Origin of the sequence: Actinomadura gamaensis (genome assembly GCF_042652125.1) — a bacterium.
Lineage (GTDB): Bacteria > Actinomycetota > Actinomycetes > Streptosporangiales > Streptosporangiaceae > Spirillospora > Spirillospora gamaensis.
Genome location: NZ_JBHSIT010000002.1, coordinates 301,489 through 323,485, shown reverse-complemented (window position 1 = coordinate 323,485; position 21,997 = coordinate 301,489). Strand labels below are relative to the sequence as shown.

At 74.2% G+C, this 21,997-nt stretch carries 21 protein-coding genes; 7 read left to right on the top strand and 14 right to left on the bottom strand.

The window, feature by feature from the left end; all coding sequences use genetic code 11:
* Positions 1-73: 73 nt before the first annotated feature.
* The 5 genes from ACFPCY_RS07395 to ACFPCY_RS07375 all read right to left on the bottom strand — a co-directional run bounded on the left by ACFPCY_RS07395 (position 74) and on the right by ACFPCY_RS07375 (position 6,605).
* Complete coding sequence (locus ACFPCY_RS07395) at positions 74-1,141, bottom strand: acyl-CoA dehydrogenase family protein (protein ID WP_378252880.1); 1,068 nt, start codon at positions 1,139-1,141, stop codon at positions 74-76.
* A complete protein-coding gene (locus ACFPCY_RS07390; protein ID WP_378252879.1) occupies positions 1,138-2,331 on the bottom strand; it encodes an acyl-CoA dehydrogenase family protein in 1,194 nt (397 codons plus the stop codon). The genes ACFPCY_RS07395 and ACFPCY_RS07390 overlap by 4 nt, the downstream gene beginning before the upstream one ends.
* 70 nt (positions 2,332-2,401) lie before the next feature.
* Positions 2,402-4,573 carry a HelD family protein gene (locus ACFPCY_RS07385; RefSeq protein ID WP_378252878.1) on the bottom strand — a complete coding sequence of 724 codons (2,172 nt, stop codon included), beginning with the start codon at positions 4,571-4,573 and terminating at the stop codon, positions 2,402-2,404.
* Positions 4,574-4,670: 97 nt separating this feature from the next.
* On the bottom strand, positions 4,671-5,474 hold the full coding sequence (locus ACFPCY_RS07380) for an SAM-dependent methyltransferase (RefSeq protein ID WP_378252877.1): 804 nt from the start codon (positions 5,472-5,474) through the stop codon (positions 4,671-4,673).
* Positions 5,475-5,576: 102 nt separating this feature from the next.
* Entirely contained in the window at positions 5,577-6,605 is a 1,029-nt protein-coding gene (locus ACFPCY_RS07375; RefSeq protein ID WP_378252876.1) for a LacI family DNA-binding transcriptional regulator, read from the bottom strand.
* Between the two features lie 320 nt (positions 6,606-6,925).
* Between ACFPCY_RS07375 and ACFPCY_RS07370 the strand changes: the two genes are divergently transcribed.
* The gene (locus ACFPCY_RS07370) at positions 6,926-8,293 is read left to right on the top strand and encodes an MFS transporter (protein ID WP_378252875.1); all 1,368 of its coding nucleotides are present in this window, start codon (positions 6,926-6,928) and stop codon (positions 8,291-8,293) included.
* A 191-nt stretch (positions 8,294-8,484) separates the two neighbouring features.
* The gene (locus ACFPCY_RS07365; protein ID WP_378252874.1) at positions 8,485-9,294 is read left to right on the top strand and encodes an ATP-binding cassette domain-containing protein; all 810 of its coding nucleotides are present in this window, start codon (positions 8,485-8,487) and stop codon (positions 9,292-9,294) included.
* An 82-nt stretch (positions 9,295-9,376) separates the two neighbouring features.
* On the opposite strand, the gene ACFPCY_RS07360 is transcribed toward ACFPCY_RS07365, so the two are convergent.
* Positions 9,377-10,177: a class I SAM-dependent methyltransferase gene (locus ACFPCY_RS07360; RefSeq protein WP_378252873.1), complete on the bottom strand. Its 801-nt coding sequence runs from the start codon at positions 10,175-10,177 to the stop codon at positions 9,377-9,379.
* A gap of 167 nt (positions 10,178-10,344) precedes the next feature.
* Between ACFPCY_RS07360 and ACFPCY_RS07355 the strand changes: the two genes are divergently transcribed.
* A complete protein-coding gene (locus ACFPCY_RS07355; protein ID WP_378252872.1) occupies positions 10,345-10,998 on the top strand; it encodes a TetR/AcrR family transcriptional regulator in 654 nt (217 codons plus the stop codon).
* Between the two features lie 55 nt (positions 10,999-11,053).
* On the opposite strand, the gene ACFPCY_RS07350 is transcribed toward ACFPCY_RS07355, so the two are convergent.
* The gene (locus tag ACFPCY_RS07350) at positions 11,054-11,899 is read right to left on the bottom strand and encodes an esterase/lipase family protein (protein WP_378252871.1); all 846 of its coding nucleotides are present in this window, start codon (positions 11,897-11,899) and stop codon (positions 11,054-11,056) included.
* A gap of 195 nt (positions 11,900-12,094) precedes the next feature.
* Between ACFPCY_RS07350 and ACFPCY_RS07345 the strand changes: the two genes are divergently transcribed.
* Positions 12,095-12,796, top strand: coding sequence for a TetR/AcrR family transcriptional regulator (locus ACFPCY_RS07345; RefSeq protein WP_378252870.1), 702 nt, complete (start codon positions 12,095-12,097; stop codon positions 12,794-12,796).
* On the opposite strand, the gene ACFPCY_RS07340 is transcribed toward ACFPCY_RS07345, so the two are convergent.
* The gene (locus ACFPCY_RS07340; RefSeq protein WP_378252869.1) at positions 12,737-13,582 is read right to left on the bottom strand and encodes a cobalt-precorrin-6A reductase; all 846 of its coding nucleotides are present in this window, start codon (positions 13,580-13,582) and stop codon (positions 12,737-12,739) included. The genes ACFPCY_RS07345 and ACFPCY_RS07340 overlap by 60 nt on opposite strands.
* 59 nt (positions 13,583-13,641) lie before the next feature.
* Between ACFPCY_RS07340 and cobF the strand changes: the two genes are divergently transcribed.
* Positions 13,642-14,397, top strand: a complete 756-nt coding sequence (gene cobF / locus ACFPCY_RS07335; protein WP_378252868.1) for a precorrin-6A synthase (deacetylating) — start codon at positions 13,642-13,644, stop codon at positions 14,395-14,397.
* 99 nt (positions 14,398-14,496) lie between these two features.
* Here cobF and ACFPCY_RS07330 read toward each other — a convergent pair whose 3' ends face one another.
* Entirely contained in the window at positions 14,497-15,138 is a 642-nt protein-coding gene (locus ACFPCY_RS07330; protein WP_378252867.1) for an MBL fold metallo-hydrolase, read from the bottom strand.
* A gap of 75 nt (positions 15,139-15,213) precedes the next feature.
* On the opposite strand from ACFPCY_RS07330, the gene ACFPCY_RS07325 reads away from it, so the two are divergent.
* A complete protein-coding gene (locus tag ACFPCY_RS07325) occupies positions 15,214-15,729 on the top strand; it encodes a MarR family winged helix-turn-helix transcriptional regulator (RefSeq protein ID WP_378252866.1) in 516 nt (171 codons plus the stop codon).
* 124 nt (positions 15,730-15,853) lie between these two features.
* Positions 15,854-16,645 (top strand): SAM-dependent methyltransferase, encoded by a 792-nt coding sequence (locus tag ACFPCY_RS07320; protein WP_378252865.1) that lies wholly within the window; start codon positions 15,854-15,856, stop codon positions 16,643-16,645.
* 43 nt (positions 16,646-16,688) lie between these two features.
* Here ACFPCY_RS07320 and ACFPCY_RS07315 read toward each other — a convergent pair whose 3' ends face one another.
* The 5 genes from ACFPCY_RS07315 to rph all read right to left on the bottom strand — a co-directional run bounded on the left by ACFPCY_RS07315 (position 16,689) and on the right by rph (position 21,856).
* Positions 16,689-17,450: an ABC transporter permease gene (locus tag ACFPCY_RS07315; RefSeq protein ID WP_378252864.1), complete on the bottom strand. Its 762-nt coding sequence runs from the start codon at positions 17,448-17,450 to the stop codon at positions 16,689-16,691.
* Positions 17,447-18,289, bottom strand: coding sequence for an ABC transporter ATP-binding protein (locus ACFPCY_RS07310; RefSeq protein ID WP_378252863.1), 843 nt, complete (start codon positions 18,287-18,289; stop codon positions 17,447-17,449). Before ACFPCY_RS07310 ends, ACFPCY_RS07315 begins: the two co-directional genes overlap by 4 nt.
* A gap of 32 nt (positions 18,290-18,321) precedes the next feature.
* Complete coding sequence (locus ACFPCY_RS07305) at positions 18,322-18,747, bottom strand: SHOCT-like domain-containing protein (protein WP_378252862.1); 426 nt, start codon at positions 18,745-18,747, stop codon at positions 18,322-18,324.
* Between the two features lie 44 nt (positions 18,748-18,791).
* A complete protein-coding gene (locus ACFPCY_RS07300) occupies positions 18,792-19,151 on the bottom strand; it encodes a DUF2089 domain-containing protein (RefSeq protein WP_378252861.1) in 360 nt (119 codons plus the stop codon).
* A gap of 125 nt (positions 19,152-19,276) precedes the next feature.
* On the bottom strand, positions 19,277-21,856 hold the full coding sequence (gene rph, locus ACFPCY_RS07295) for a rifamycin-inactivating phosphotransferase (protein ID WP_465251217.1): 2,580 nt from the start codon (positions 21,854-21,856) through the stop codon (positions 19,277-19,279).
* Positions 21,857-21,997 lie beyond the last annotated feature (141 nt).

Below are 21,997 nucleotides of genomic sequence, written 5' to 3'. Positions count from 1 at the left end.
CCGAACGGTCCTGTCCGGCCGCCCCGGCCGAGCGGTTGCGTTCGGCCGGCCCGGCCGGATCGGAGCGGGCCGCTCAGGCGGGCGGCAGGTCCAGGAGGCGGGCCAGAGTGGCGCGGTGGTGCGTCGCCGTGCCGAGAGCGATCGCGTCGGCCTTGGCCCGCTTCAGGTAGAGGTGCGCCGGATGCTCCCACGTGAAGCCGATGCCGCCGTGCATCTGGACGCACTCCTCGGCGGCGCGGACGGCGACCCCCGAGCAGTGCGCCTGCGCGAGCGCGGCGGCGACGGGCAGGTCGGCGTCGCCGGTGGCCAGGCACGCCGCCGCGTGGCGCGCGACCGCGCGGGCCTGCGAGACCGACGTCCAGAGGTCGGCGAGCCGGTGCTTGAGGCCCTGGTAGGAGCCGACCGGACGGCCGAACTGGTACCGCGTCTTCAGGTACGAGACCGTCATCTCCAGGCAGCGGTCCGCCAGGCCGAGCTGCTCGGAGGCGAGCATGGCCGCGCCCGCGGTGAGCCCGGCGCGCACGGCCTCCTCACCGGTCGCGACGAGCCGTCCGGGGGCGTTCGCGAGGGTGACGTCGCCGAGCCGCCGGGTCATGTCCAGCGAGACGACCCGCGCGCGGGTCGCGTCGGCGGCGGCCACGGCGTACAGGCCGTCCGCCGTCGGGACGAGCAGGACGTCGGCGGCGAGCGCGTCGGCGACGTCGCGGATCTCGCCGGTCAGGCCGTCGCCGGACGCCCGGACGGCCGGGAGCGGCGCGTCCGGCGCGGTGCCGAACGGGACGGCGAGGACGGCCGTCCGGTCCCCCGACGCCAGCTCGGACACCAGCTCGTCGCCGGCGGCCAGCAGCGCCGCCGTGGCGATGACGGAGCTGGTCAGGAACGGGACGGGCGCGACGGCGCGGCCCAGCTCCTCCATCACGACGGCGGTCTCGCGCCAGGTCGCCCCGCCGCCGCCCCGCTCCTCGGGCACGGGCAGGGCCAGGACGCCGATCTCGTCCAGCACGCCCCAGAGCGCGGCGTCGGACGGCTCGTCCTTCTCGGTGCCCGCGAGGACGTCCGGCCAGGCGGCGCGCTCGCCGAGCGCGTCCCGCAGGCCGGAGCGGAGGTCGTCCTCGATCTCGCCGTACAGCAGGTCGCTCACTTCGGCAGGTCCTTCCACGGGACGTCCTTGTCCACCCGGATCTCCCCGGGCAGGCCCAGCACGCGCTCGGCGATGATGTTGCGGAGGATCTCCGAGGTGCCGCCCTCGATCGAGTTGCCCTTTGCGCGCAGGTAGCGGTAGCCGGGCGAGCGGCGGGTGAAGTCCACCTCGGTCGGGCGGCGCATCGTCCAGTCGTCGTAGCGCAGGCCCTCCGAGCCGAGCAGCTCCAGCTCCAGCCCGGAGATCTCCTGGTTGAGGCGCGCGAACGCGAGCTTGGCGGCCGAGCCCTCGGGGCCGGGGCTGCCGGCCGCGAGCTGCTGCCGCAGCCGCTCGCCGGTGAGCCGCGCCGCCTCGGCCTCCACCCACAGCTTCAGCAGTTCCTCGTGCGCGCCGGTCGTGCGCAGCTCCGGACGGTCCCGCCAGAGCCCGGCGACGACGCCGATCATGCCGCCCTCGCGCGGCGCGGCGCGTCCGCCGATCGCGACACGCTCGTTCATCAGCGTGGTGGTCGCGACGCGCCAGCCCTCCCCGACCTCGCCGAGGCGGTGCTCGTCGGGGATGACCACGTCGGTCAGGAAGACCTCGTTGAACTCGGCCTCGCCGGTGATCTGCCGCAGCGGCCGGACCTCGACGCCGGGCGCGTGCATGTCGCAGATGAAGTAGGTCATGCCGCGGTGCTTGGGGACGTCCGGGTCGGTGCGGGTGACGAGGATGGCCCAGCGCGCCTCGTGCGCCATGGACGTCCAGACCTTCTGGCCGTTGACCGTCCAGGAGTCGCCGTCCCGGACGGCGCGGGTGCCGAGCGCGGCGAGGTCGGATCCCGCGCCGGGCTCGGAGAACAGCTGGCACCACACCTCCTCGCCCGTCCACAGCGGGCGCAGGAAGCGGCGCTTCTGCTCCTCGGTGCCGAACGCCAGGATCGTCGGCGCGGCCATGCCGAGCCCGATGCCGATCGCCTCGGGATGGTTGGACGGCGCGCCCGCGCGCTGGAACGCCACGTCCACGCCGTGCTGGAGGGCGACCGGCGCGCCGAGCCCGCCGAGGCCCTCCGGATAGTGGACCCAGGCGAGCCCGGCGTCGAACCGGGCGCGGAGGAACTCCAGGCGCTCGGTGGCGGCCGGATCGTGCGCGGCGAGGAACGCGGCGACCCGCCGCTCCAGTTCCTCCGCGCCGGGCGGTGCTGTGCTCACGGACGGACCTCCGCAGGGGACATACCAACCAGTCGGTTAGGTTCACCCTAGGGAGCCGCCCGCGGCCCCGTCAACGACGCAGCGGTTCGGGGAGCGGCGCGGCGTGCAGGACGGCCAGGGAGGTCACCGAGCGGGTGAGCACCACGTACAGGCGGGCGAGCCCGCGCTCCTCGGCGGCGGCGATCTCGGCGGGCTCGGCCACCACGACGTGGTCGAACTCCAGGCCCTTGGCGAGCGTCGCCGGGACGAGCTGGAGCCGCTCGTCCTCTCCGGTGCTCTCCAGGTCGAGCACGCCGTGCGGGACGCCGGCGGCGTCGAGCGCTCGGGCGTGGGCCTCGACGGCGGCGTCCGGGACGATCAGCCCGACCGTCCCCTCCAGCTCCAGCAGGCCGCGCGCGGTGTCGGCGGCGTCCTGCACGACGTCGCCGGTCCGCCGGACGGTCAGCGCTCCCGCGCCCGCGCGCAGCGAGCGCGGAGCAGCGAGGCCGGTCGCGATGTGCGGGAGCAGCGCGGCGGCGAAGTCGAGGACGGTGCCCGGCACGCGGAAGCCGACGGCGAGCTCGGTCACGTCGCCCTCCTGCCCGAGGTGGCCGAGCACCTCGTCCCACGAGCGCGCCGACCAGGGCGTCGTCCCCTGCGCGATGTCCCCGAGGACGGTCGCGGACCCGGCGGCGCAGCGGCGGCCGAGCGCCCGCAGCTGCATGGCGGACAGGTCCTGCGCCTCGTCCACGACGAGGTGGCCGAGCGAGCGGGTGCGCTCGATGAGGTCGGCCAGCTCGTCCAGGAGGGCGCGGTCGGCGGAGGTCCACTTCGCCGAGCGGGGCGAGCGCGGCGGCTTGGGCCACAGGATCGCGGCCTGCTCCTCGTCGGTCAGGACGCCCCGCGCGGCGGCGCGGAGTGCGTCGGCGTCGGACAGCAGCCCGTGCAGCACCGCCTCGGGCGTGACCTTCGGCCAGACCGCGTCGAGCACCTGCTTGACCGGGCGGGACCGGGCGACCTGGTCCTGGACGCGGTCGTCGGGGGCCTCGCCGCGCTGCTCCATCAGTACCAGGATCTGGTGCGCGAGCCGCTGCGCGAGCATGTCGCGCCCGGCGGCGTAGCGGGTCGTGCCGCGCAGCGCGGCGGCCGTCTGCCGCACCTCGTGGTCGGCGAGCCGGAACTTCGCCACCCCGCGGGTGTAGACCAGGCCCTCCTCGGGTTTGCGGACGTGCCGCCACAGCGCCTTGCGCAGCACCTCGGCCATCCGGGCGTCGCCCTTGACGGCGGACGCCTCCGCGGGCCCGGTGCCGGTCGGCGCGCCGAGCAGGTCGTCCACGGTCGCCTGGTCGACGCGGACCTCGCCGAGCGCGGGCAGGACGGCCGAGATGTAGGCCAGGAACGCGCGGTTCGGCCCGACGATCAGCACGCCGGACCGGGCCAGCCGCTCGCGGTGGGTGAACAGCAGGTAGGCGGCGCGGTGCAGGCCGACGGCGGTCTTCCCGGTGCCGGGCGCGCCCTGCACGCACACCGTCCGGCCGAGGTCGGCGCGGACGATCACGTCCTGCTCGGGCTGGATCGTGGCGACGATGTCGCGCATCGGCCCGGTGCGCGGGCGCTCGATCTCGGCGGTGAGCAGCGCCGAGGTGCGCGGGCCGCCGGCGTCCTCGGGGACGTCGAGCGGCTCGTCCTCGAACGCGGTCAGCTCGCCGCCCTGGAACCCGAACCGGCGGCGCAGCCGCCAGCCCATCGTGTCCGCCGGGCCCGCCTGGTAGAACGCGCGGCAGACCGGGGCGCGCCAGTCCAGGACGAGCGGGCGCCGGTCGCCGTCGTCGTCGTGGATGTGCCGCCGTCCCACGTACATCGTGGTGAGGCCCGGCCCGTCGGCGGAATCGTCGTCGAGGTGGTCGGCGGAGTCGTCGGCGGAGTCGTCGTCGGGGCTCTCGCGGGCGTCCTCGCCGTCGCGGTCCATGCGGCCGAAGAACAGCGGCGTGTCCGGATGGTCGGCGAGCGCGGCGACGCGCTGGTCCAGCAGGGATTCCAGGTACTGCCGCGACACCCAGTCGGCGGCCATGTCGGCCGACAGGCTCTCGGCGTGCGCGCGCATCCGGCGCAGCGCTTCGCGCGCCGCCGCGAGGTGCGCGCGCTCGGCGGCCAGGACGTCGGGCGCGGCCGTGCCGGACGCGGCCGTTCCGGGCGTGGCGGGGGGGAAGGCGGCCGTGCCGGGGGCGGCGGGGGCGGCGGCGGTGTCGGATCTTCCGGGCATGCGAACGGACCTCCGGTCGGAGAGTGGTCGATGGCGAAACCATCAACCCTACCGATCCGGCGGTCGTCCGGCCTCCCGATAACCGGGCGCCCGGGGGCTACGGCTTGCGGGCGACGCCCGCGAGGAGCCAGTCGGTGCGGAACTCGGACGCCGCCTCGTCCGGACGCCACTCGCAGGCGTGCACGACGCCCGGTTCGACCAGCTCGAAGTCGCCGAAGAAGCCCTCGATGCGCGCGGCCGAGCGGAACGTCAGCGGCGAGCTGGCCCCGGCGTAGACGGCCTCGGCGGCGGCGCGCCCGGCCGGGTCGGTGCCGGTGTCGGTGAGGTGGGTGAGCACCAGGTGGCTGCCGGGCGCGAGCGCGTCGCGGTAGGCGGCGACCAGGCCCTCGGGGTCGTCGCCGTCCGGGACGAACTGGACCATCGCCACCAGCAGCAGCCCCACCGGCTCGGCGAAGTCGATCAGGTCGCACAGCTCGGGATGGCCGAGGATGCTCCCCGGGTCCCGCAGGTCGGCGCGGATGACCGTGGTCGTCCGGTTGTCGGCGAGCAGAGCCCGGCCGTGCGCGAGGACGATCGGATCGTTGTCCACGTAGACGACGCGCGCGTCCGGGATCGTCCGCTGCGCGATCTCGTGCACGTTGCCGCGCGTGGGCAGGCCCGCGCCGATGTCCACGAACTGCCGGACGCCGAGCCCGGTGAGGTGGTCGATCGCGCGGCCCAGGAACCGGCGGTTCTCCCACACCAGCTCGTAGGTGTCGGGCACGACCGCCTTGATCCGGTCGGCGGCGGCCCGGTCCACCGCGAAGTTGTCCTTGCCGCCGAGGAAGTAGTCGTACATCCGGGCGACGCTCGGCGTCGAGGTGTCGATCTCGGCGCCGCTCCCGGCCGTCGTGCCGTCCATGCGTCCTCCGCTCCCCGGCTCCCCCGCCGGCCCGCGCCGCGCCGCGCCGCGGCGGCCCGCGCGGCAAGATCGTAGTCCGGGACGGGCCGGTCGAGGGAGGAATCAGGACGATTCGCGCGGCACGATCTCCACCCGCGTCAGCTCGCGGTGCACGGCCGGGGAGCGCTCGCGGTCGCGGATGAGCCCGCCGATCCAGTCGGCGGTTCCGCCCGCCGACCCGGCGCCGATGATCCGCACCGAGCTGATCCGGGGCCGCAGCAGCGCCGCCCACGGCAGGTCGTCCGCGCCGACCAGGGCCACGTCGCCCGGCACGTCCAGCCCGGCGTCCTGGAGGGCGCGCAGCATCAGCACCGCGTACTCGTCGTTGTAGGCGAACACCGCGTCCGGACGGTCCGGAGCGGCGGCCCAGCGCGCGGCGACGGCGGCCGCCCCCGCCTCGTCGAACGCCAGGTCCACGCGCTCGACCGGCAGGCCGCGCGCGGTGGCCTCGGCAGCCACGCCGCCGAACCGGCGCTCGCCGAAGTCCCCCAGCACCGGCTCGGACGGGACGACGGCGGCGAGCCGGACCCGTCCCCGTTCGGCCAGGTGGCGCGCGGCGGCGCGGCCGATCGCCACGTCGTCGAAGACCAGCGTCGGGGTGAGCGCGGACGGCTCGGGCCCGATCGCGACCACCGCCGCGGTCCCGGCCGCGTGCAGCTGCCGGACGGCCGCGCGGGTGAGCCGGTCGGCCTGCACCAGCACCGCCGCCGGACGCCACTCCGCCCACGCACGGGCGGCGGCCACGCCCCTCTCCGCAGCGTCCCCCTGCAGCAGGACGAGCCGGAACCCGAGCTCGCCGAGCCGCGCGGTCAGCTCCCGGATCCAGATGCCGAACAGCGGGCCGAGCGCCACGTCCGGGACCGGGCAGAGCACCAGGTCGCTGCGGCCCGTCTTCAGCGCGCGGGCGGACGCGTGCGGCGCGTAGCCCAGCTCGTCGGCGGCGGCGCGCACCTTCGCGCGCGTCTCGTCGCTGATCCGCACGCCGGGCGCGTCGTTCAGCACGTAGGACACGGTGGCCTGCGAGACGCCCGCGAGCCGCGCGACGTCGACGCTGGTCGGCGGACGGTCGGGACGGGAGGACGGCAGTTTCATCGCGGCCAGTGTTCCGTTCGACGGGAGTCCGCACCAGCGTACGCACTGGCGCGCACTGGACTTTATACGTATAAGTGATACGTTTCACCAACCGCGGACCGCGGCCCCGGTCCGCGGTCCCCGGTCTCCGGCCCCCGGTCTTCGGTCCGCGGTCTTCGGTCCGCGGTCTCCGGTCCGCGGTCTCCGGTCCGCGGTCTCCGGGCCCCTGGACCGCGGTCCGCGGTCCCGCCGAGGCCGTCCCGCTCCGCGCCGGGCGCGGAGCCCTCACCCCCTGGAGGCGCAGCCATGAATCCCATCCGAGCGTCCCGCAAGGCCGTCCGGTGACCGCCGGGATGGAGGCGCGGCCCGGCGGCCCCGCCTCCGCTCCGTCCGGCACGGCGTCGTCCGGCACGGCGTCGTCCGGCACGGCGTCGTCCGGCGCGGCGGCTCCGGCCGGACGGCAGGGGCAGCGCGGGCTGATGTGGGCGCTGTTCGGCGGGAACGCCGCCGTCTTCGCCGTCTACCTGGGCATCGGGCAGATCCTGCTGCCCACCCAGGTCGGGAACATCGACCCCGGCCACAAGGTCACCAGCCTCGGCGTGATCACCGGCGTCGGCGCGGCGTTCGCGACGCTGCTCCAGCCGATCGGCGGCGCGCTCTCGGACCGCACGCGGTCCCGGTTCGGCCGCCGCGCCCCGTGGATGCTCGGCGGCGCGCTGGCCACCTTCGCCTTCCTCCTGCTCATGGGCGCCGCGAACGGCCTGCTGCTGCTCGGCGTCGGATGGGTGCTGGCGCAGGGCGCGGCGAACCTGGTGCAGGCCGCGCTCACCGCGATCGTCCCGGACCGGGTGCCGCGCGAGCGGCGCGGCACGGCCTCGGCGATGGTCGGCGCGGGGACCACGGTCGCGACCGTGGCCGGCGGCCTGATCGCGAGCCGGTTCGTGGACCGCCTCGGCTGGGGCTACGCCACGCTCGGCCTCGTGCTGGTCGCGGCGATGGCCATGATGGTCACCTGCACGCACGACCCGCGTCCCGACGAGCTCCCCGCCCCGGCGTCGAGCACGGCCCCGAATGCCTCGGCGGACGCGGCGCCGGGCTTCCGGGAGGCGGCGCGGTCGTTCCTGTCCGCGCTGGCGGTGCCGGACTTCCGCTGGGTCTTCCTCGGCCGCGCGCTCATCATCCTCAGCTACTTCAGCATCCTCGGCTACCTGCTGTACATGCTGGACGACCACATCACCGGCGTCCCGTCCGGGATGAGGCACGCGGACGCCGTCGTCCTGCTCAGCACGATCTCGGCGGTCGTGTCGATCGTCTCCACGATGATCGGCGGCCCGCTCTCGGACCGGCTCGACCGGCGGCGCGCGTTCGTCGGCGTCAGCGGCCTCGGCATGGCGGCGTCGCTGCTGATCCCGCTCGCCTCCCCCACCTGGGGCGCGATGATCGCCTACTCGGTGGTGAACGGCCTGTTCTTCGGCGTCTACATGGCCGTGGACACCTCGCTGGTCACGCTCGTGCTGCCGAGCGAGGGCGACGCGGGCCGGGACATGGCCGTGCTGAACATCGCCAACGCCGGGCCGCAGATCGTCTCGCCGTTCGTCGCCGCGCTCGTCATCGGCCTCCTCGGCGGGTACTCGGCGCTCTACGTCGTGGCGGCGGTCCTGGCATTGTTCGGCGCCGCCACGGTGTTGCCGATCAAGGGCGTCCGCTGAGCGACCAACGCCCGCGGGCGACGCGGTGCCGGTCCCGCCCGGACGGTTTCCGTCCTCCGTGGAGGGCTGGATCTGGGGGCCGGAACCGCGGGGCTGGATCTCGCCCGGTGTCGCCGTTATCGTGGCCGTCGTGATCGGGATCACATGATCTAGGTCACGCCGGGCAGACGCGAAGGCACATGGCGGTGGGCATGGGCGAGCGACGGGACGCCGCCCGGCCGGTCCCCGGCGAGGGGCTGCGGGCGGCGGGCGTGACGGTGCGGTTCGGCGGGATCACGGCCGTGGACGGCGCGGGACTGACCGCGCCGCCGGGCGCGGTGACCGGCCTGCTCGGCCCGGACGGCGCGGGCAAGACGACACTGTGCGACGTGCTCTGCGGGTTGCGCCGTCCGGCGGTCGGCAGCGTCCGGCTGGACGGCGCGGACCTGCTCGGCCGCTCCCCCGGCGAGGTCGCCCGGCGCGGCGTCGCCCGCACCTTCCAGCGGCCGTCCCCGCCGCGCGGCCGGTCGGCGCGGCGCACGCTCCGCGAGGGCGTGCGGGCCGCGGCCGCGCGGGAGGTCGCACGCCGCGAGATCGCCGGGCGCGACCGCCTCGACCGGCGCCGGCGCCGTCGCGCCGCCCGGGACCTGACCGGCGAGACCGCCGACGCGCTGCTGCGCCGGCTCGGCATCGCCGACTTCGCCGCGCACCGGGTCGGCGAGGTGCCGCCGGAGGTGGCGCGGCTCGCCGAACTCGCGTGCGCGCTGGCGACGCGTCCGCGGGCGCTGGTGCTGGACGAGCCGTCCCGCGGGCTGGGCGAGGCGGCGTCCCGGGCCCTGGAGGTGCTGCTGCGGGAGCTGGCCGCCGAAGGGCTCGCGGTCATCCTGGTCGAACGCGAGCTGGAGCGCGTTCTCGGCGTGTGCGACACCGTCCACGTGCTCGCGGACGGGCGCGTCGTCGCCTGCGGCCCGCCCGCCGAAGTCCGTTACGATCACTTCGTCCGGCGAGCGTGCGTGCACTGACCCCGCACCCCCGCCCCCGCGCAACTGCGGATGCGCGAGGGCGTGAGGGCGGGTGCGCGTGTTTGGGGATTGCGGAGGGGGGTCAGGCTCGGGTGGCGCGTAGGGAGTACATCAGGGGGACGCGCGGGCGGCCCTCGGGCACGCGGTAGATCTGGCCGTCCTTCTGGAGGTTCTGGAAGGGCGCGAACACCGTGTACTCGTGCTCGTGCAGGAAGTCGAGGCGGAGGCCGGCGGCGATGACCGCGCTGACCACGTCCCCGACGCCGTGCGCGAACGAGATCGACCGGTTGTGGCGGGTCGGCGCGCTGCGGTCGGCGTAGGTGCCGGACTGGGTCCACTCCTGGGGCCCGCGGTCGAAGTAGTCGAACGTGACGGTCGTGCCGGTCTCCTCGTCGAGGGTGTCGGCGAAGGGGTGGAACTCCGACAGGTAGAGGAACCCGCCGGGCCGGAGCAGCGCGGCGACCGTCCGGGCCCAGCGGGCGATGTCGGGCAGCCAGCAGATCGCGCCGAGGCCGGTGTAGACGATGTCGTAGGTCTCGCCGAGCGCCTCCGGCGCGGCGTAGACGTCGGAGACGACGAACCGGGCGTCGAGTCCGGTCTCGGACGCCAGGGACCGCGCGGTCTCGATCGCCGGCGCGGAGAAGTCGAGCCCCGTGACGCGCGCCCCGCGCCGCGCCCAGGACAGCGTGTCGAGCCCGAAGTGGCACTGGAGGTGCGCGAGGGAACGTCCGGAGACGTCGCCCACCTCGGCGAGCTCGAAGTCGCGGAGCGCGTCCGCGCCCGCGCGGAACCCGGCGACGTCGTAGAACTCGCTGCCGACGTGGATGGGGACCCGCTCGTCCCACAGCGCGCGGTTGACGTCCAGGTATTCGTCGTTCTTCACCGGGCCGATGATAATGAGGGGCCGTCCTTGACAGCGAACCGATTTCCGTGAGGCCATGCCAGCGAAGACGTCCGCGTCCCCGTGCCGCTCCGGCAGCCGTCCGTGAAGCCGTTTGCGAAGCCGTCCGTGAGGCCGTCCGCCGAGCCGGTCCCGAATCCGGAGTCTCGATGACCCCGTCCGACCCCGCCGATCCCACCGATCCCGCCGTCCGCTCCGGGGCCGCCGGGCCAGCCGCCACCGGACGGCGGAGCCCGGTCCGCGAGGCGCTGCTCGACGCCGCCGCCGAGATGCTGGTGGAGCGCGGCTACCGCGGTCTGCGCATGCGGGACGCGGCGGAGGCGGCCGGTGTCAGCAGGCAGACCGTCTACAACGAGTTCGGCGACAAGTGGGGGCTCGCGCAGGCGGTGGTCCTGCGCGACAACGAGCGCTACCTCGACGGCATCGACCGGGTGCTCGCCGAGCACGACGACCTGTACGCGGCGGTCGCGGCGGCGGTCCGGTTCACCCTGGTGACCTCGGCGGACGACCCGCTGAAGAAGGTCGTGCTGACCGGCGCGGGCGGGGACGAGCTGCTGCCGCTGCTGACCACGCAGGCCGAGCCGGTGCTGTTCACCGCGTCCGAGCGGATCGTCGAGCACGCGCTGGACCGCTGGCCGGACCTGGACCGCGAGGCGTTCGCCGAGGTCGTGGACGCGGCGGTGCGGCTGACGATGAGCCACCTGATCCTGTCGGACGGCCCGCCCGAGCGGATCGCCGGGTTCGTCGCGCGGATGGTCGTCCGCTACCTGGGACTCCCCGAGCCGGACGCGCATCCCTCCTGACCGTCTCGTGACCACTTGGAGTGGTCACGAGACGGCCGGAGCGAGCCGGACGGGATCAGGCCGCGGGGCCGATGCCGCAGGTGACGGGCCGCGCGTGCGCGGGATCGAGCGCGTTGGACACCATCTGGGCGACGCCGCTGTCGTAGGCGAGCCCGATGTGGCCGACCGGGTCGTCCGGGCAGGTGTCCTGCACGTAGGCGTTGGTGACGCCCGGTTCCCGCACGAAGGCGGTGTCGTTGGGCGTGACCAGCATGTCGGAGTGGGACGCCAGGATCGTGTAGGTGAGGCCGGGTTGCGCGATCGGCCCGGCGTTCAGCCGCGCGACCGCCGCGCCGCCGCTGACGAGTTCGGTGCAGGCCGCGCAGCCCACTCCGCTGAGCACCTGGTCGACCTGCGGCATGATGCCGAGCTTCTGCGCGAGCGTGACGAGGCCGGCGAAGGTCGTCCCGTGGGTGGGCGGCGCGAGGGCGACGACGCGGTCCGCGCGGTCGGCGCGTCCGGCGAACTTCGGCACGTACAGCGACTGGAAGCCGCCCTCGGAGTGCCCGACGATGTCGAGCCGCCGCGCGCCGGTCGCCGCGAGGATCTTGTCGATCGTCCCGGAGATCTCTCTGGCGGACTGGTCGATGGGCACGAACCCGCCGACGGGGATCGGCGGCAGCGCCTCGCCGTAGGTGGGCGCGAACACGCAGTATCCCCGGTCCGCCAGGTAGGGGCCGAGGTAGGCGTAGTTGCCCGGCCCGTTCCCGCCGAGCCCGTGCAGCAGCAGGACGGGCCGGGGGTGCGCCGCCGAGGGACGGCACGTCCAGTCGTTGAAGCCCGAGGACGAGGCGGAGGCCGCGGGCGCGGTCCCGACCAGCGCGGCCGCGAGCGCGAACGCGCCGAGCAGCGCCGTCGGCACGAGCCGGAAGAGACGTCGTGAGCGGCGTCGTGAGCCGGGTCGGGAGCCGGGTCGGGAGCCGGTTCGTGAGCCGGGTCGGGAGCGGGGTGGGCGCATGGCGGACCTCCGGTGGTTCGGTGAGTGGCCCGCCGATTAGAACACGATGGCTTGTTGGCAACAAGAACCCTTGTTGCTAAATCCGGGTACGGTCGGGAGGTGGCACGTTCCGACCTCCCGACCGATTCCCCGACCGATTCCCCGACCGATTCCCCGACCGACACGCCGCGCCGCCGCCGCATCCGCGGCATGGACGCCGGCCAGCGGCGCGAGCAGCGGCGGCGGCAGCTCCTGGACGCCGCCCTCGACCTGTTCGCCGAGCGCGGCTACGCCGCGACCTCGATCGAGCAGCTGTGCCAGCACGCCTACGTCGGCACCAAGGGCTTCTACGAGGTCTTCGACGGCCGCGAGGACTGCTACCTCGCGCTGCTCGCCGACATCACCGGACGCGCGCAGCGCGAGGTCACCGACCGTTTCGAGGCCCTCTCGGCGGACGGCACGACCGGCCTGGACGCCGAACGCCGCCTCGTCGAGACGTTCGCGCACGCGATGGTGGACGACCCGCGCCTCGCGATCGTCACCTTCGGCCGGGCCGCCGCCGTCTCCCCCGCGATGGAGCGCCGCCGCCGCGAGAACCGCCGCTGGGCCGTCGCCTTCGTCGAGTCCGTCTGGCGGCACCACGGCGTGCCGGTGCCGTCCGGCCATCTGCACGCGGTCGCGACCGGGCTGGTCGGCGGCCTGTTCGAGCTCATCGCGGACTGGCTGCTGGACGCCGACCCGCACGACGCGTCCGCCGTCGAGTCACTGCTGCGCGATCTGGTCGCCTTCTACGAGACCGTCCGCGCGGGCGCGACCGCCTGACGCTCGACCGTCTGACGCTCGACCGCCTGACGCTCGACCGCCTGACGCTCGACCGTCCCGGAGGAGCCAGGCCGCAGCCGCGTCCACCGTCTCCACGGTCGGGACGTCCGGTACCGGCGGACGGTCGATCATGACCACCGGCAGGCCCAGGCGGCGCGCGGCGGTCAGCTTGGCGGCGGTCATGTCCCCGCCGCTGTCCTTGGTGACCACGACGTCGATCGCGTGCCGGCGCATCAGCTCGATCTCGTCTTCGACCTCGAACGGTCCGCGGTCTAGCAGGACGTGCATGCGCGGCGGCGCGGGCGGGGCCGGCGCGTCCACCGACCGGACCAGGAACCAGCGGCGGTCGTCGGCGGCGAAGGCGGCCAGGCCGGTGCGTCCGGTCGTCAGGAAGACGCGCTCACCGGGCAGGTTCGCGGCGGCGGCCTCCAGCGACGGGACGCGCCGCCAGTCGTCGCCCGGCCCGGCCGTCCATCCGGGCCGCCGGAGCAGCAGGAACGGCACGCCGGCATCGGCCGCCGCTGCCGCCGCCGAGGCGGTGATCCGCGCGGCGAACGGATGCGTCGCGTCGACGACGGCGTCGACCGCCTCGTCGGCCAGCCACGTCCGCAGGGCGTCCGGGCCGCCGAACCCGCCCACGCGCACCCGTCCGGACGGCACGCCCGCACGGCCCGTCCGCCCGGCGAGCGAACTGATCACCTCGACGCCGGGACGCCCGTCCAGCAGCGCCGCCAGCCGCCGGGCCTCACCGGTCCCGCCCAGCAGCAGCACCCGCCGCCCCGCCATCCCGGACTCCGTTCCCGCTCGTGGCGTCCCAGCGTAGCGGGACCGGTACCGTCGTCCCCATGCGAAAGATCATCGTCATCGGCATCGGGGCGGGCGACCCGGAGCAGATGACCCTGCAGGCGGTGGCCGCGCTGAACCGGACCGACGTCTTCCTCATCCTCGACAAGGGCGAGGTCAAGCAGGAACTGGCCGGCGTCCGCCGGGAGATCCTCGACCGGTACGCCGGGGACCGCGCGTACCGCGTCGTCTTCGGCGAGGACCCCGAGCGCGACCGCACCGCCGGCGGCTACACCGAGGCCGTGGACGACTGGCGCCGCCGCCGCGCCGACGTCTGCGAGCGCCTCATCACCGACAACCTCCCGGACGGCGCGACCGGCGCCTTCCTCGTCTGGGGCGACCCGTCCCTGTTCGACAGCACCCTCGCGATCCTCGCCGACCTCGCCGACCGCGGCCTGGAGTTCGAGCGGGAGGTCGTCCCCGGCATCAGCTGCGTCGCCGCGCTCACCGCCCGGCACGGCATCGCCCTCAACCGCGTCGGCGCGCCCGTCCAGATCACCACCGGCCGCCGCCTCGCCGAGCAGTGGCCCCCGGGCGCCGACGACGTGGTCGTCATGCTCGACGCCCACAACGCCTTCACCCGGTACGCCGACCAGGAGAACGTGGACATCTACTACGGCGCCTACCTGGGCATGCCCGACGAGATCCTCATCTCCGGCCCGCTCCCGTCCGTGGCCGGCCGCATCGCGGCCGAGCGCGCCGAGGCCCGCGCCCGCAAGGGCTGGATCATGGACACCTACCTCCTGCGCCGGCACTGACGTCCGGCCCGCGCCGCGGGGTCCGGACGGCCCCGGTCGGACCGGACACGGCCCCGGTCGGACCGGACACGGGCCCGGTCGGACCGGACACGGCCCCGGTCAGACCGAGATGGTGTCCCCGGGCGGGACGATCGTCAGGCCGACGTCGGTCAGCCCGTCCGGATCGAGGAACCGCGTCATCGACTGCTGCCCGAGGCCGCTGAGCATGACCTCGTGGATCTGGACGAGGCGGCTCGGAGCGACCTCGCGCACGTAGTCCACCGCCTCGCCGAGCTTGGTCCACGGCCCGCTGGTGGGCAGCAGCAGCGTGTCGACCGTCGCGTTCGGCGCGTGGTAGGCGTCGCCGGGGTGGTAGAGGCTCCCGTCGACGAGGTAGCCGACGTTGGCCACGCGCGGGATGTCGCGGTGGATCGCCGCGTGCAGGTCGCCGTAGACCGCGACGTCGAAGCCCGCGACGGCGAACTCGTCCCCGGCCGCGACCTCGGTGACCTGGCCGGGCCGCGCGGACCAGCGTCCGACGACGCTCCCCGGCCCGTAGACCCGCAGCGCGGGCCGGGCCTCCAGCGCCTCGGCGATCAGCTTCTCGTCGAAGTGGTCGAAGTGCTCGTGGGTGATCAGGACCGCCTCGGCGGCGGCCACGGCCTCCGCCGCGTCCGGGGTGAACGTCCCGGGGTCGATGACGATCCGTCCCCCGTCGCCGGTCAGCGAGACGCAGGCGTGGGCGTGCTTGGTCAACTGCAACGGTCGGCTCCTCTGCCGTCTCGATATACAGATGGGACTGTACAGTATTCACTGTAGGTCTGTTAGCCTGAGGCCGTGCCCTCCCCACCTCCCGAGCAGCCCTCCCCACCTCCCGAGCAGCCCGCGCCGACCGCCGAGGACCTGGCCGCCCGGCTGCGGACGTCGATCGGCGCGCTGGTCCGCGCCACCCGCCCCGTCGACCGGCTCGCCCCCATCCCCGCGGCGGTCCTCGACCTGCTCGACACCCGCGGCCCGATGACCACCGCCGACCTGGCCGCCCGCCGCGGCGTCCGGCACCAGACGATGGCCACGACCGTCCGCGACCTCGCCGCCGCCGGTCACCTGACGGCGGCCCCCGACCCTGGCGACGCCCGCAAGAAGATCCTCACGCTCACGCCGTCCGGCAAGGCCGCGCTCGACGCCGACCGCCGCCGCCGCGTCGGCGCCCTCGCCGACGCGCTGACCGCGTCCTTCGACGAGGACGACCGTCGCGCCCTGGCCCACGCCCTGGACCTCCTGGACCGCCTCACCGCGACCGTCACCCGGAACACGTCCCCCGCCGAAGCCGCCCCCATGACCGGCCCCTGGTAAAGATCCGGCGCAAGGGTGGGAGAAGGTGACAGAAGGCGTACCGGGCCGCTACTGTGAGCAGTCCTCCCGAAGGTCCGGTCGCGCCCTCACGCGGTCGGAGCCCCCGCCTGTCGAGGGGACAGCCATGGCCCAGCACGAACGGCCCGACCATGGGCTCGGACGGCCCGCCGCGTCGCGGGTCTACGACTTCTCGCTCGGCGGGAAGGACAACTACTCCAAGGACCGCGACGTCGCCATCCAGGCGTTCGAGCGGCTGGACGCCGCGCGGCTGCTGCCGCGCGAGAACCGCAAGTTCATGCGCCGCGCGGTGCGGTACCTGCTGGACGCGGGCGTCCGGCAGTTCCTCGACATCGGCTGCGGGCTGCCCGGACGCGGCAACGTGCACGAGGTCGTGCACGGCGTCGATCCCGAGGCGACCGTCGTCTATGTCGACCACGATCCGGTCGCGGTGGTCCACTACCGGGCCCTGCTGCACTCGGTGCCGACCGCGGCCGTGGTGCACGCCGACGCCCGCGACCCCGCCTCCGTCCTGGGCGACCCGCAGGTCACCCGGCTGATCGACTTCGACCGGCCGGTCGGGGTGCTGATGATCGCGATGCTGGACCTGATCCCCGACCGGGACGACCCGCGGGCCGTGGTCCGCGCGTTCCGGGACCGGATGGCGCCCGGCAGCCACCTGGTCGTCTGCGACTTCCTCGACGAGAACCTCACCGACGAGGAACGCGCGATCGCCGACGACCTCGTGCGCCGCAACGGGATCGTGGTGACGCTGCGGCCGCGCGCGTTCATCGCCGACTACTTCGACGGCCTCCAGCTGGTCGAACCGGGCCTGGTCTACGCGCCCGACTGGCGTCCGGACCGTCCGTACGACCCGCCGACCGGGTGGCTGCTGGCGGGCGTCGGCGTCAAGCCCTGAGGCGGGACCGGGTCGGTGACGAGCGCGTCGAGGGCCCGGGCGCCTAGGCGACCCGGCGTCGGTAGGTGACCATGGCGAGGGCGTACGCGACGGCGAGGAGGCCGAGGCACCAGGCGAGGGCCGTCCAGATCCCGGAGTGGACGGGCTGCCGCGCGAACAGGTCACGGACGGTGTTGACGATGGACGTCACGGGCTGGTGCTCGGCGAAGGCGCGCACCGGACCGGGCATGGTGTCGGTCGGGACGAACGCGGAGCTGACGAACGGCAGGAACGTGACCGGGTAGGCGAACGCGCCCGCGCCGTCCGGGGTCTTGGCGGTGAGGCCGGGGATGACGGCGAGCCAGGTCAGGGCCAGCGTGAACAGGACGAGGATGCCGGTGACCGCGAGCCAGGCGCCGACGCCCGCGCCCGAGCGGAAGCCCATGAGCAGCGCGACGAGCACGACCAGCGCGACCGAGATCAGGTTGGAGACGACCGAGGTCAGCACGTGTGCCCACAGCACGCTGGACCGGGCGATGGGCATGGACAGGAACCGCTCGAACATCCCGCTCCGCAGGTCGCCGAAGAGCCGGAGCGCGGTGTAGGAGATGCCCATCCCGATCGTGATCAGCAGGATGCCGGGCAGCAGGTAGTTCACGTAGTGGTGGGTGCCGGTGCGGATCGCGCCGCCGAACACGTACACGAACAGCAGCATGAGGGCGATCGGCGTGATCGACACCGTGATGATGGTGTCCAGGCTGCGGGTGATGTGGCGCATCGTCCGGCCGGTCAGCAGGACGGTGTCGCCGACGAAACTCGTGATCACCGTGACTCCTCGGCGGCCGAAGCCGCGGTCGGGGGGACGTCGCCGCCGGCGGCGTCGGCGTCGGCGGTGTCGTCGGCGGCGTCGGCGGGGTCGTCGCCGACGATGGCGAGGAAGACGTCCTCCAGGGTGGGTTGCTTCTCGACGTACTCGACCTTGGCGGGCGGCAGCAGCCGCCGCAGCTCGTCCAGGGTGCCGTCGGCGATGATCCGGCCGCGGTGCAGGATCGCGATCCGGTCGGCCAGGTGCTCGGCCTCCTCCAGGTGCTGGGTGGTGAGCAGCACCGTCGTGCCCTGACCGGCGAGTTCCCGGACGCTGTTCCAGACTTCCGTGCGGGCCTGCGGGTCGAGGCCGGTGGTCGGCTCGTCCAGGAAGACGACCGACGGGTCGCCGATGAGGCTCATCGCGATGTCCAGGCGCCGGCGCATGCCGCCGGAGTACGTCCCGACCCGCCGGTCCGCCGCGTCGGTGAGCCGGAAGCGGGCGAGCAGGCCGGCCGCGACCCGGCCGGCGTCCCTCACCCGCCGCAGCCGCGCCACCAGCAGCAGGTTCTCCCGGCCGGTGAGCACCTCGTCCACGGCGGCGAACTGGCCGGTGAGGCTGATGGACGCGCGCACGTCCGCCGGCCGCGCGGCGACGTCGAAGCCGTTGACGGCGGCCGTCCCCGCGTCCGCGCCGAGCAGCGTCGCCAGGATCCGCACGACCGTCGTCTTGCCCGCGCCGTTGGAGCCGAGCAGGGCGAACACGCTGCCGGGCGCCACGTCGAAGTCCACCCCCCGCAGGACGCTCAGGTCACCGTAGGACTTCTCCAACCCGCGCACCTGGATCGCCTGGGCCGTCATCCGGATCTCCCCTCGTCCGCCCGGGGGCGGCGTCACTCGCAGAAAACCTGCACCTTGCTCTCGGCGTCGTCGAGATCGACGACGACCCCGGCGAGCTGGTCGATGAACTCCTCGACGTGCTCGGGCTTCAGGTCGGCGAGGTCGATCGGCACGCCCGACCTCGCCAGTTCCTCGTTCACCTTGCCGAGCGCGCCCGGCGGGACGAGGCTCGCCAGCCGGACCCCGGCGCGCAGCAGCTGGAGCGGGATGCGGATGTTGATGCGGGTCGGGCCGTCCTCACCGGGGTCGTCGGCGATCACCACCACGCGCAGGTACCGGGGCCGGGCGGGCGGACGCGACTCGGCGGGCGGCGGCTCGGGCCGCTTGCGCTCCACGGCGTCGAGCAGCCGCTCGGCCTCGTCGGCGGTGACCTTCCCGTCGGCCAGCATCTGCAGGATCTGGCGGCGCTGCTCGTTCATCCCTGCTCTTCCCCTGTCTCATCCGACGCCGACCGGCTGCGGGATCACGACCGCTCCAGCTCGTCCAGCGCCTCCTGGACGCCGATCTCCCCGCGCTGCAGGCGGTCGAGGACGTCGGCTCCGGTCGGGGCCGGATCGACGTCGACGAACTCCAGCCGCTCGGCGATCCGGTTCAGCCGGGCCTTGACCGTCGGGTAGCTCACCCCGAAGATCCGCTCCATCGCCTTGATGGAGCCGTGCGACCGCAGGAACGCCGCGACGAACACCTGGTCGTCGGCGCCGAGCCGGGCCAGCTGCGGCGGCTCGAACTCGCCCTCGACCACGATGCCGCTGCCCGCCAGCCGGACCCGCTCGACCACGAAGTCCTGGCCGCGCGTCAGGTCCGTCAGCTCCTGCCACTCCACGCCCGCGTCCCCTTCCTCGCGGCTGCTCGCCGCACCTCAGTTGTACCTTGATTTATCTGAGCGAGCAACGCTCAGAACTTAACTTTCTTCATCTCCACTTCAATATTTTGAAGCCTTGCGCCGGGTCAGGGGAGAAGCTCGACGTGGCCCGCGGTGCCGTCGACCCTGATTCGCTGCCCGTCCCGGATCAGGCGGGTGGCCCCGTCCACGCCCACCACGGCGGGCAGGCCGTACTCGCGCGCGATCACCGCGCCGTGCGTCATCAGGCCGCCCACCTCGGTCACCAGCCCGGCGGCGGTCACGAACAGCGGCGTCCAGCTCGGGTCGGTGGACGTGGTGACGAGGATGTCGCCCGGAGCGAGGTCGGCCCGCGCCATGTCCGTGACGACGCGCGCGCGGCCCTCCACGGTCCCGGCCGAGACGGGGAGCCCGACCAGCGCGCCGGGCGGGACGTCGTCGCGCCGGTACCGGCCGGTGAGCGCCTCGCCGTCCGAGGTGAGGACGCGCGGCGGCGTGAGGGCCTCGTAGCTGCGGAACGCCTCCCGCCTCTCCCGGATGAGGTCGGCGTCCGCTTCGCCGGTGCGAACGACGTCCCGCAGTTCCTCCATGCGCAGGTAGAAGATGTCGTCCTTCGCTTGCAGGACGCCCTCTCCGACGAGGCGTCCGGCTTCGCGCAGCAGCGCCTGCTTGTAGAGGAAGTAGCGGCTGACCATGCCGTACTTGGGGTACTCGCGGTATCCGGAGTACGCGCGGACGCGGTCGATCATCCGCTTGGTCTCCGCGGCCTTCCGCTCCCCGTCGGGCAGGGCGCGCAGGCGCTCCAGCACCTCGCGCTCCTTCTGCCGCGACTCCTGGAGGCCTCGCTCGAAGCGCCGCCTGCTCTCGCCCGGCGCGAAGTTCGCGATGTGGCCGAGGATGGCGGGGACGAGCATGGCGGGCCGCTCGCTCCAGCGCGTCCGGGTGACGTCGATCTCGCCCGCGCAGCGCATCCCGTAGGCGTCGAGGTAGGCGCGCAGGGCGTCGCGCGCCTCGGGTCCGCCGGGGAGCCGGGCCATCTCGTCCAGGAAGCCGTCCCCTGCATCGTCGCCGGCCCGGTCCTCGTCGGCGACACGGCGCAGGAAGGCCACGACGTCCGCGTGCGGGCGGACGGCGTCGGCGACGTCGAGGAGCGCGAGCCCCATCTCGGACGTGACGTTGTGGGGAACGGACTGCGCGAGCGCGTCGGCCGCGTTCGTCTCGCCCAGCCACTCCGCGAGGCGGTCGTTGAGCCACCAGGTCGCCTCCATCGCGGCCATGAACGTCCGGTGGCCGCGCCGATCGAACAGCAGACGCCGCAGCTCCTCGACGTCGGCCATGATCAGGTCGAGCAGGGCCGTCCCGGTCGGTTCCCGGATCTCGCGGCGCAGGGCGTCGACGGACTCCCGGTTCTCCCGGATCAGCTGCTCCACGATGGCCGGGTCGGGCTCCTCCTGGACGGGCGCGGCACCGGCGGAAGCGGACGCCGACGCAGGCGCGGGCTTAGGCGCAGGCGTGGGCGCGGACGTCGGCGGCTCGTCTGGAAGCGTCCGGAGGAAGCCGTCGCGGTCGAGGACGGTCTGAAGCGCGTCCCGCATCAGCGGGTCGGACCTCTCCATGGTCGTGAGGAAGCCCTCCCGCCCGGCCGGCTTCGCCAGGATGGCGGTCACGTCGACGAACAGCCGCCCGCCCGCCTCGGCCATCGGACGCGGGGTCGTGAGCTGCCACAGGGAGAGGCCGAGCGGCCTGATCGCGTCGGTCATCATCTGCTGGTGCCCGACGGAGAGGTAGACGTGGTTCTCCCCGTCATCGACCGACGGGATCGGGAACAGCGTGGTGATCGGACGGCTCTGGACGATCTGGAACTCATCGTCCGCGAGGCACCATTCGATGTCCTGCGGCTGGCCGAAGTGCGCTTCGATGCGCCGCCCCAGCCGGACGAGGCGCACGACCTGCTCGTCCGTCAGGACGGGCCGGGCGACGTCCGGGCGCGTCACGATCCGGTCGTCGCGCACCGCGTGGACCTCCCCGGCGGCCCGTCCCGAGACGAGCGCCTCGCCGAGTCCCCGGACGGCCTCCACCGCGGCGACCTTCCGGTTCGAGGTCACCGGGTCCGCCGTGAACAGGACGCCGGCCGCGTCCGCGGCGACCATCCGCTGCACGACCACGCCCATCCGGACCTTCCGGTCCTCGAAGCCGTTCCGCCGCCGGTACGTCACGGCCCGCTCGCTGAACAGCGACGCCCAGCAGAGCCGGACGTGCCGGAGGATCTCCTCCAGCCCCACGACGTTCAGAAAGGAGTCCTGCTGGCCCGCGAACGACGCGTCCGGCAAGTCCTCCGCCGTCGCGCTGGAACGCACCGCGCAGGGCACGTCCTCCCCGATCCGCGCCAGCGATTCGCCGATCGCCGCCACCAGTTCGGCGGGCAGATCGACGCTTTCCACCGCCTCGCGAATATCGGCGCTCAGCGCGCGTATCGCCTCCGGGTCGCCCGCCCCCGCCCGCGCGAGCGGGCCGAGCCGGGCGGCGACCGCCGGCGCCTCCGCCACGACCTGCCGGAACGCGTCCGTCGTGACGCAGAACCCGTCCGGCACGCGGACGCCGTCGAGCCGCGAGAGCTCCGCCAGCCGCGCCCCCTTTCCGCCGACGTCCGCGATATTCGTCGCTCCGAATTGCCCGAAACCCAGCACGTAACCCAATTTCGCCGCTCCACCGCTCGTCGATCGCGTCCGGGACGGCGGCCAGTATGGAGCAATTTTTCGCGCCTCATGAGGCTCGCGAATCTGCTATAAAGTGAAACTGGGGGGAGAAACATGCCCGCCCCACGGCGG

What these genes read in the sequence shown, in the direction of transcription:
- ACFPCY_RS07365 (WP_378252874.1), top strand. Translation starts at nt 8,485, where the DNA reads ATGGGCGAGCGACGGGACGCCGCCCGGCCGGTCCCCGGCGAGGGGCTG.
- ACFPCY_RS07380 (WP_378252877.1), bottom strand. Translation starts at nt 5,474, where the DNA reads ATGGACGGCACGACGGCCGGGAGCGGCGCCGAGATCGACACCTCGACG.
- ACFPCY_RS07355 (WP_378252872.1), top strand. Translation starts at nt 10,345, where the DNA reads ATGACCCCGTCCGACCCCGCCGATCCCACCGATCCCGCCGTCCGCTCC.
- ACFPCY_RS07310 (WP_378252863.1), bottom strand. Translation starts at nt 18,289, where the DNA reads ATGACGGCCCAGGCGATCCAGGTGCGCGGGTTGGAGAAGTCCTACGGT.
- ACFPCY_RS07320 (WP_378252865.1), top strand. Translation starts at nt 15,854, where the DNA reads ATGGCCCAGCACGAACGGCCCGACCATGGGCTCGGACGGCCCGCCGCG.
- cobF (WP_378252868.1), top strand. Translation starts at nt 13,642, where the DNA reads ATGCGAAAGATCATCGTCATCGGCATCGGGGCGGGCGACCCGGAGCAG.
- ACFPCY_RS07375 (WP_378252876.1), bottom strand. Translation starts at nt 6,605, where the DNA reads ATGAAACTGCCGTCCTCCCGTCCCGACCGTCCGCCGACCAGCGTCGAC.
- ACFPCY_RS07340 (WP_378252869.1), bottom strand. Translation starts at nt 13,582, where the DNA reads ATGGCGGGGCGGCGGGTGCTGCTGCTGGGCGGGACCGGTGAGGCCCGG.
- ACFPCY_RS07385 (WP_378252878.1), bottom strand. Translation starts at nt 4,573, where the DNA reads ATGCCCGGAAGATCCGACACCGCCGCCGCCCCCGCCGCCCCCGGCACG.
- ACFPCY_RS07305 (WP_378252862.1), bottom strand. Translation starts at nt 18,747, where the DNA reads ATGAACGAGCAGCGCCGCCAGATCCTGCAGATGCTGGCCGACGGGAAG.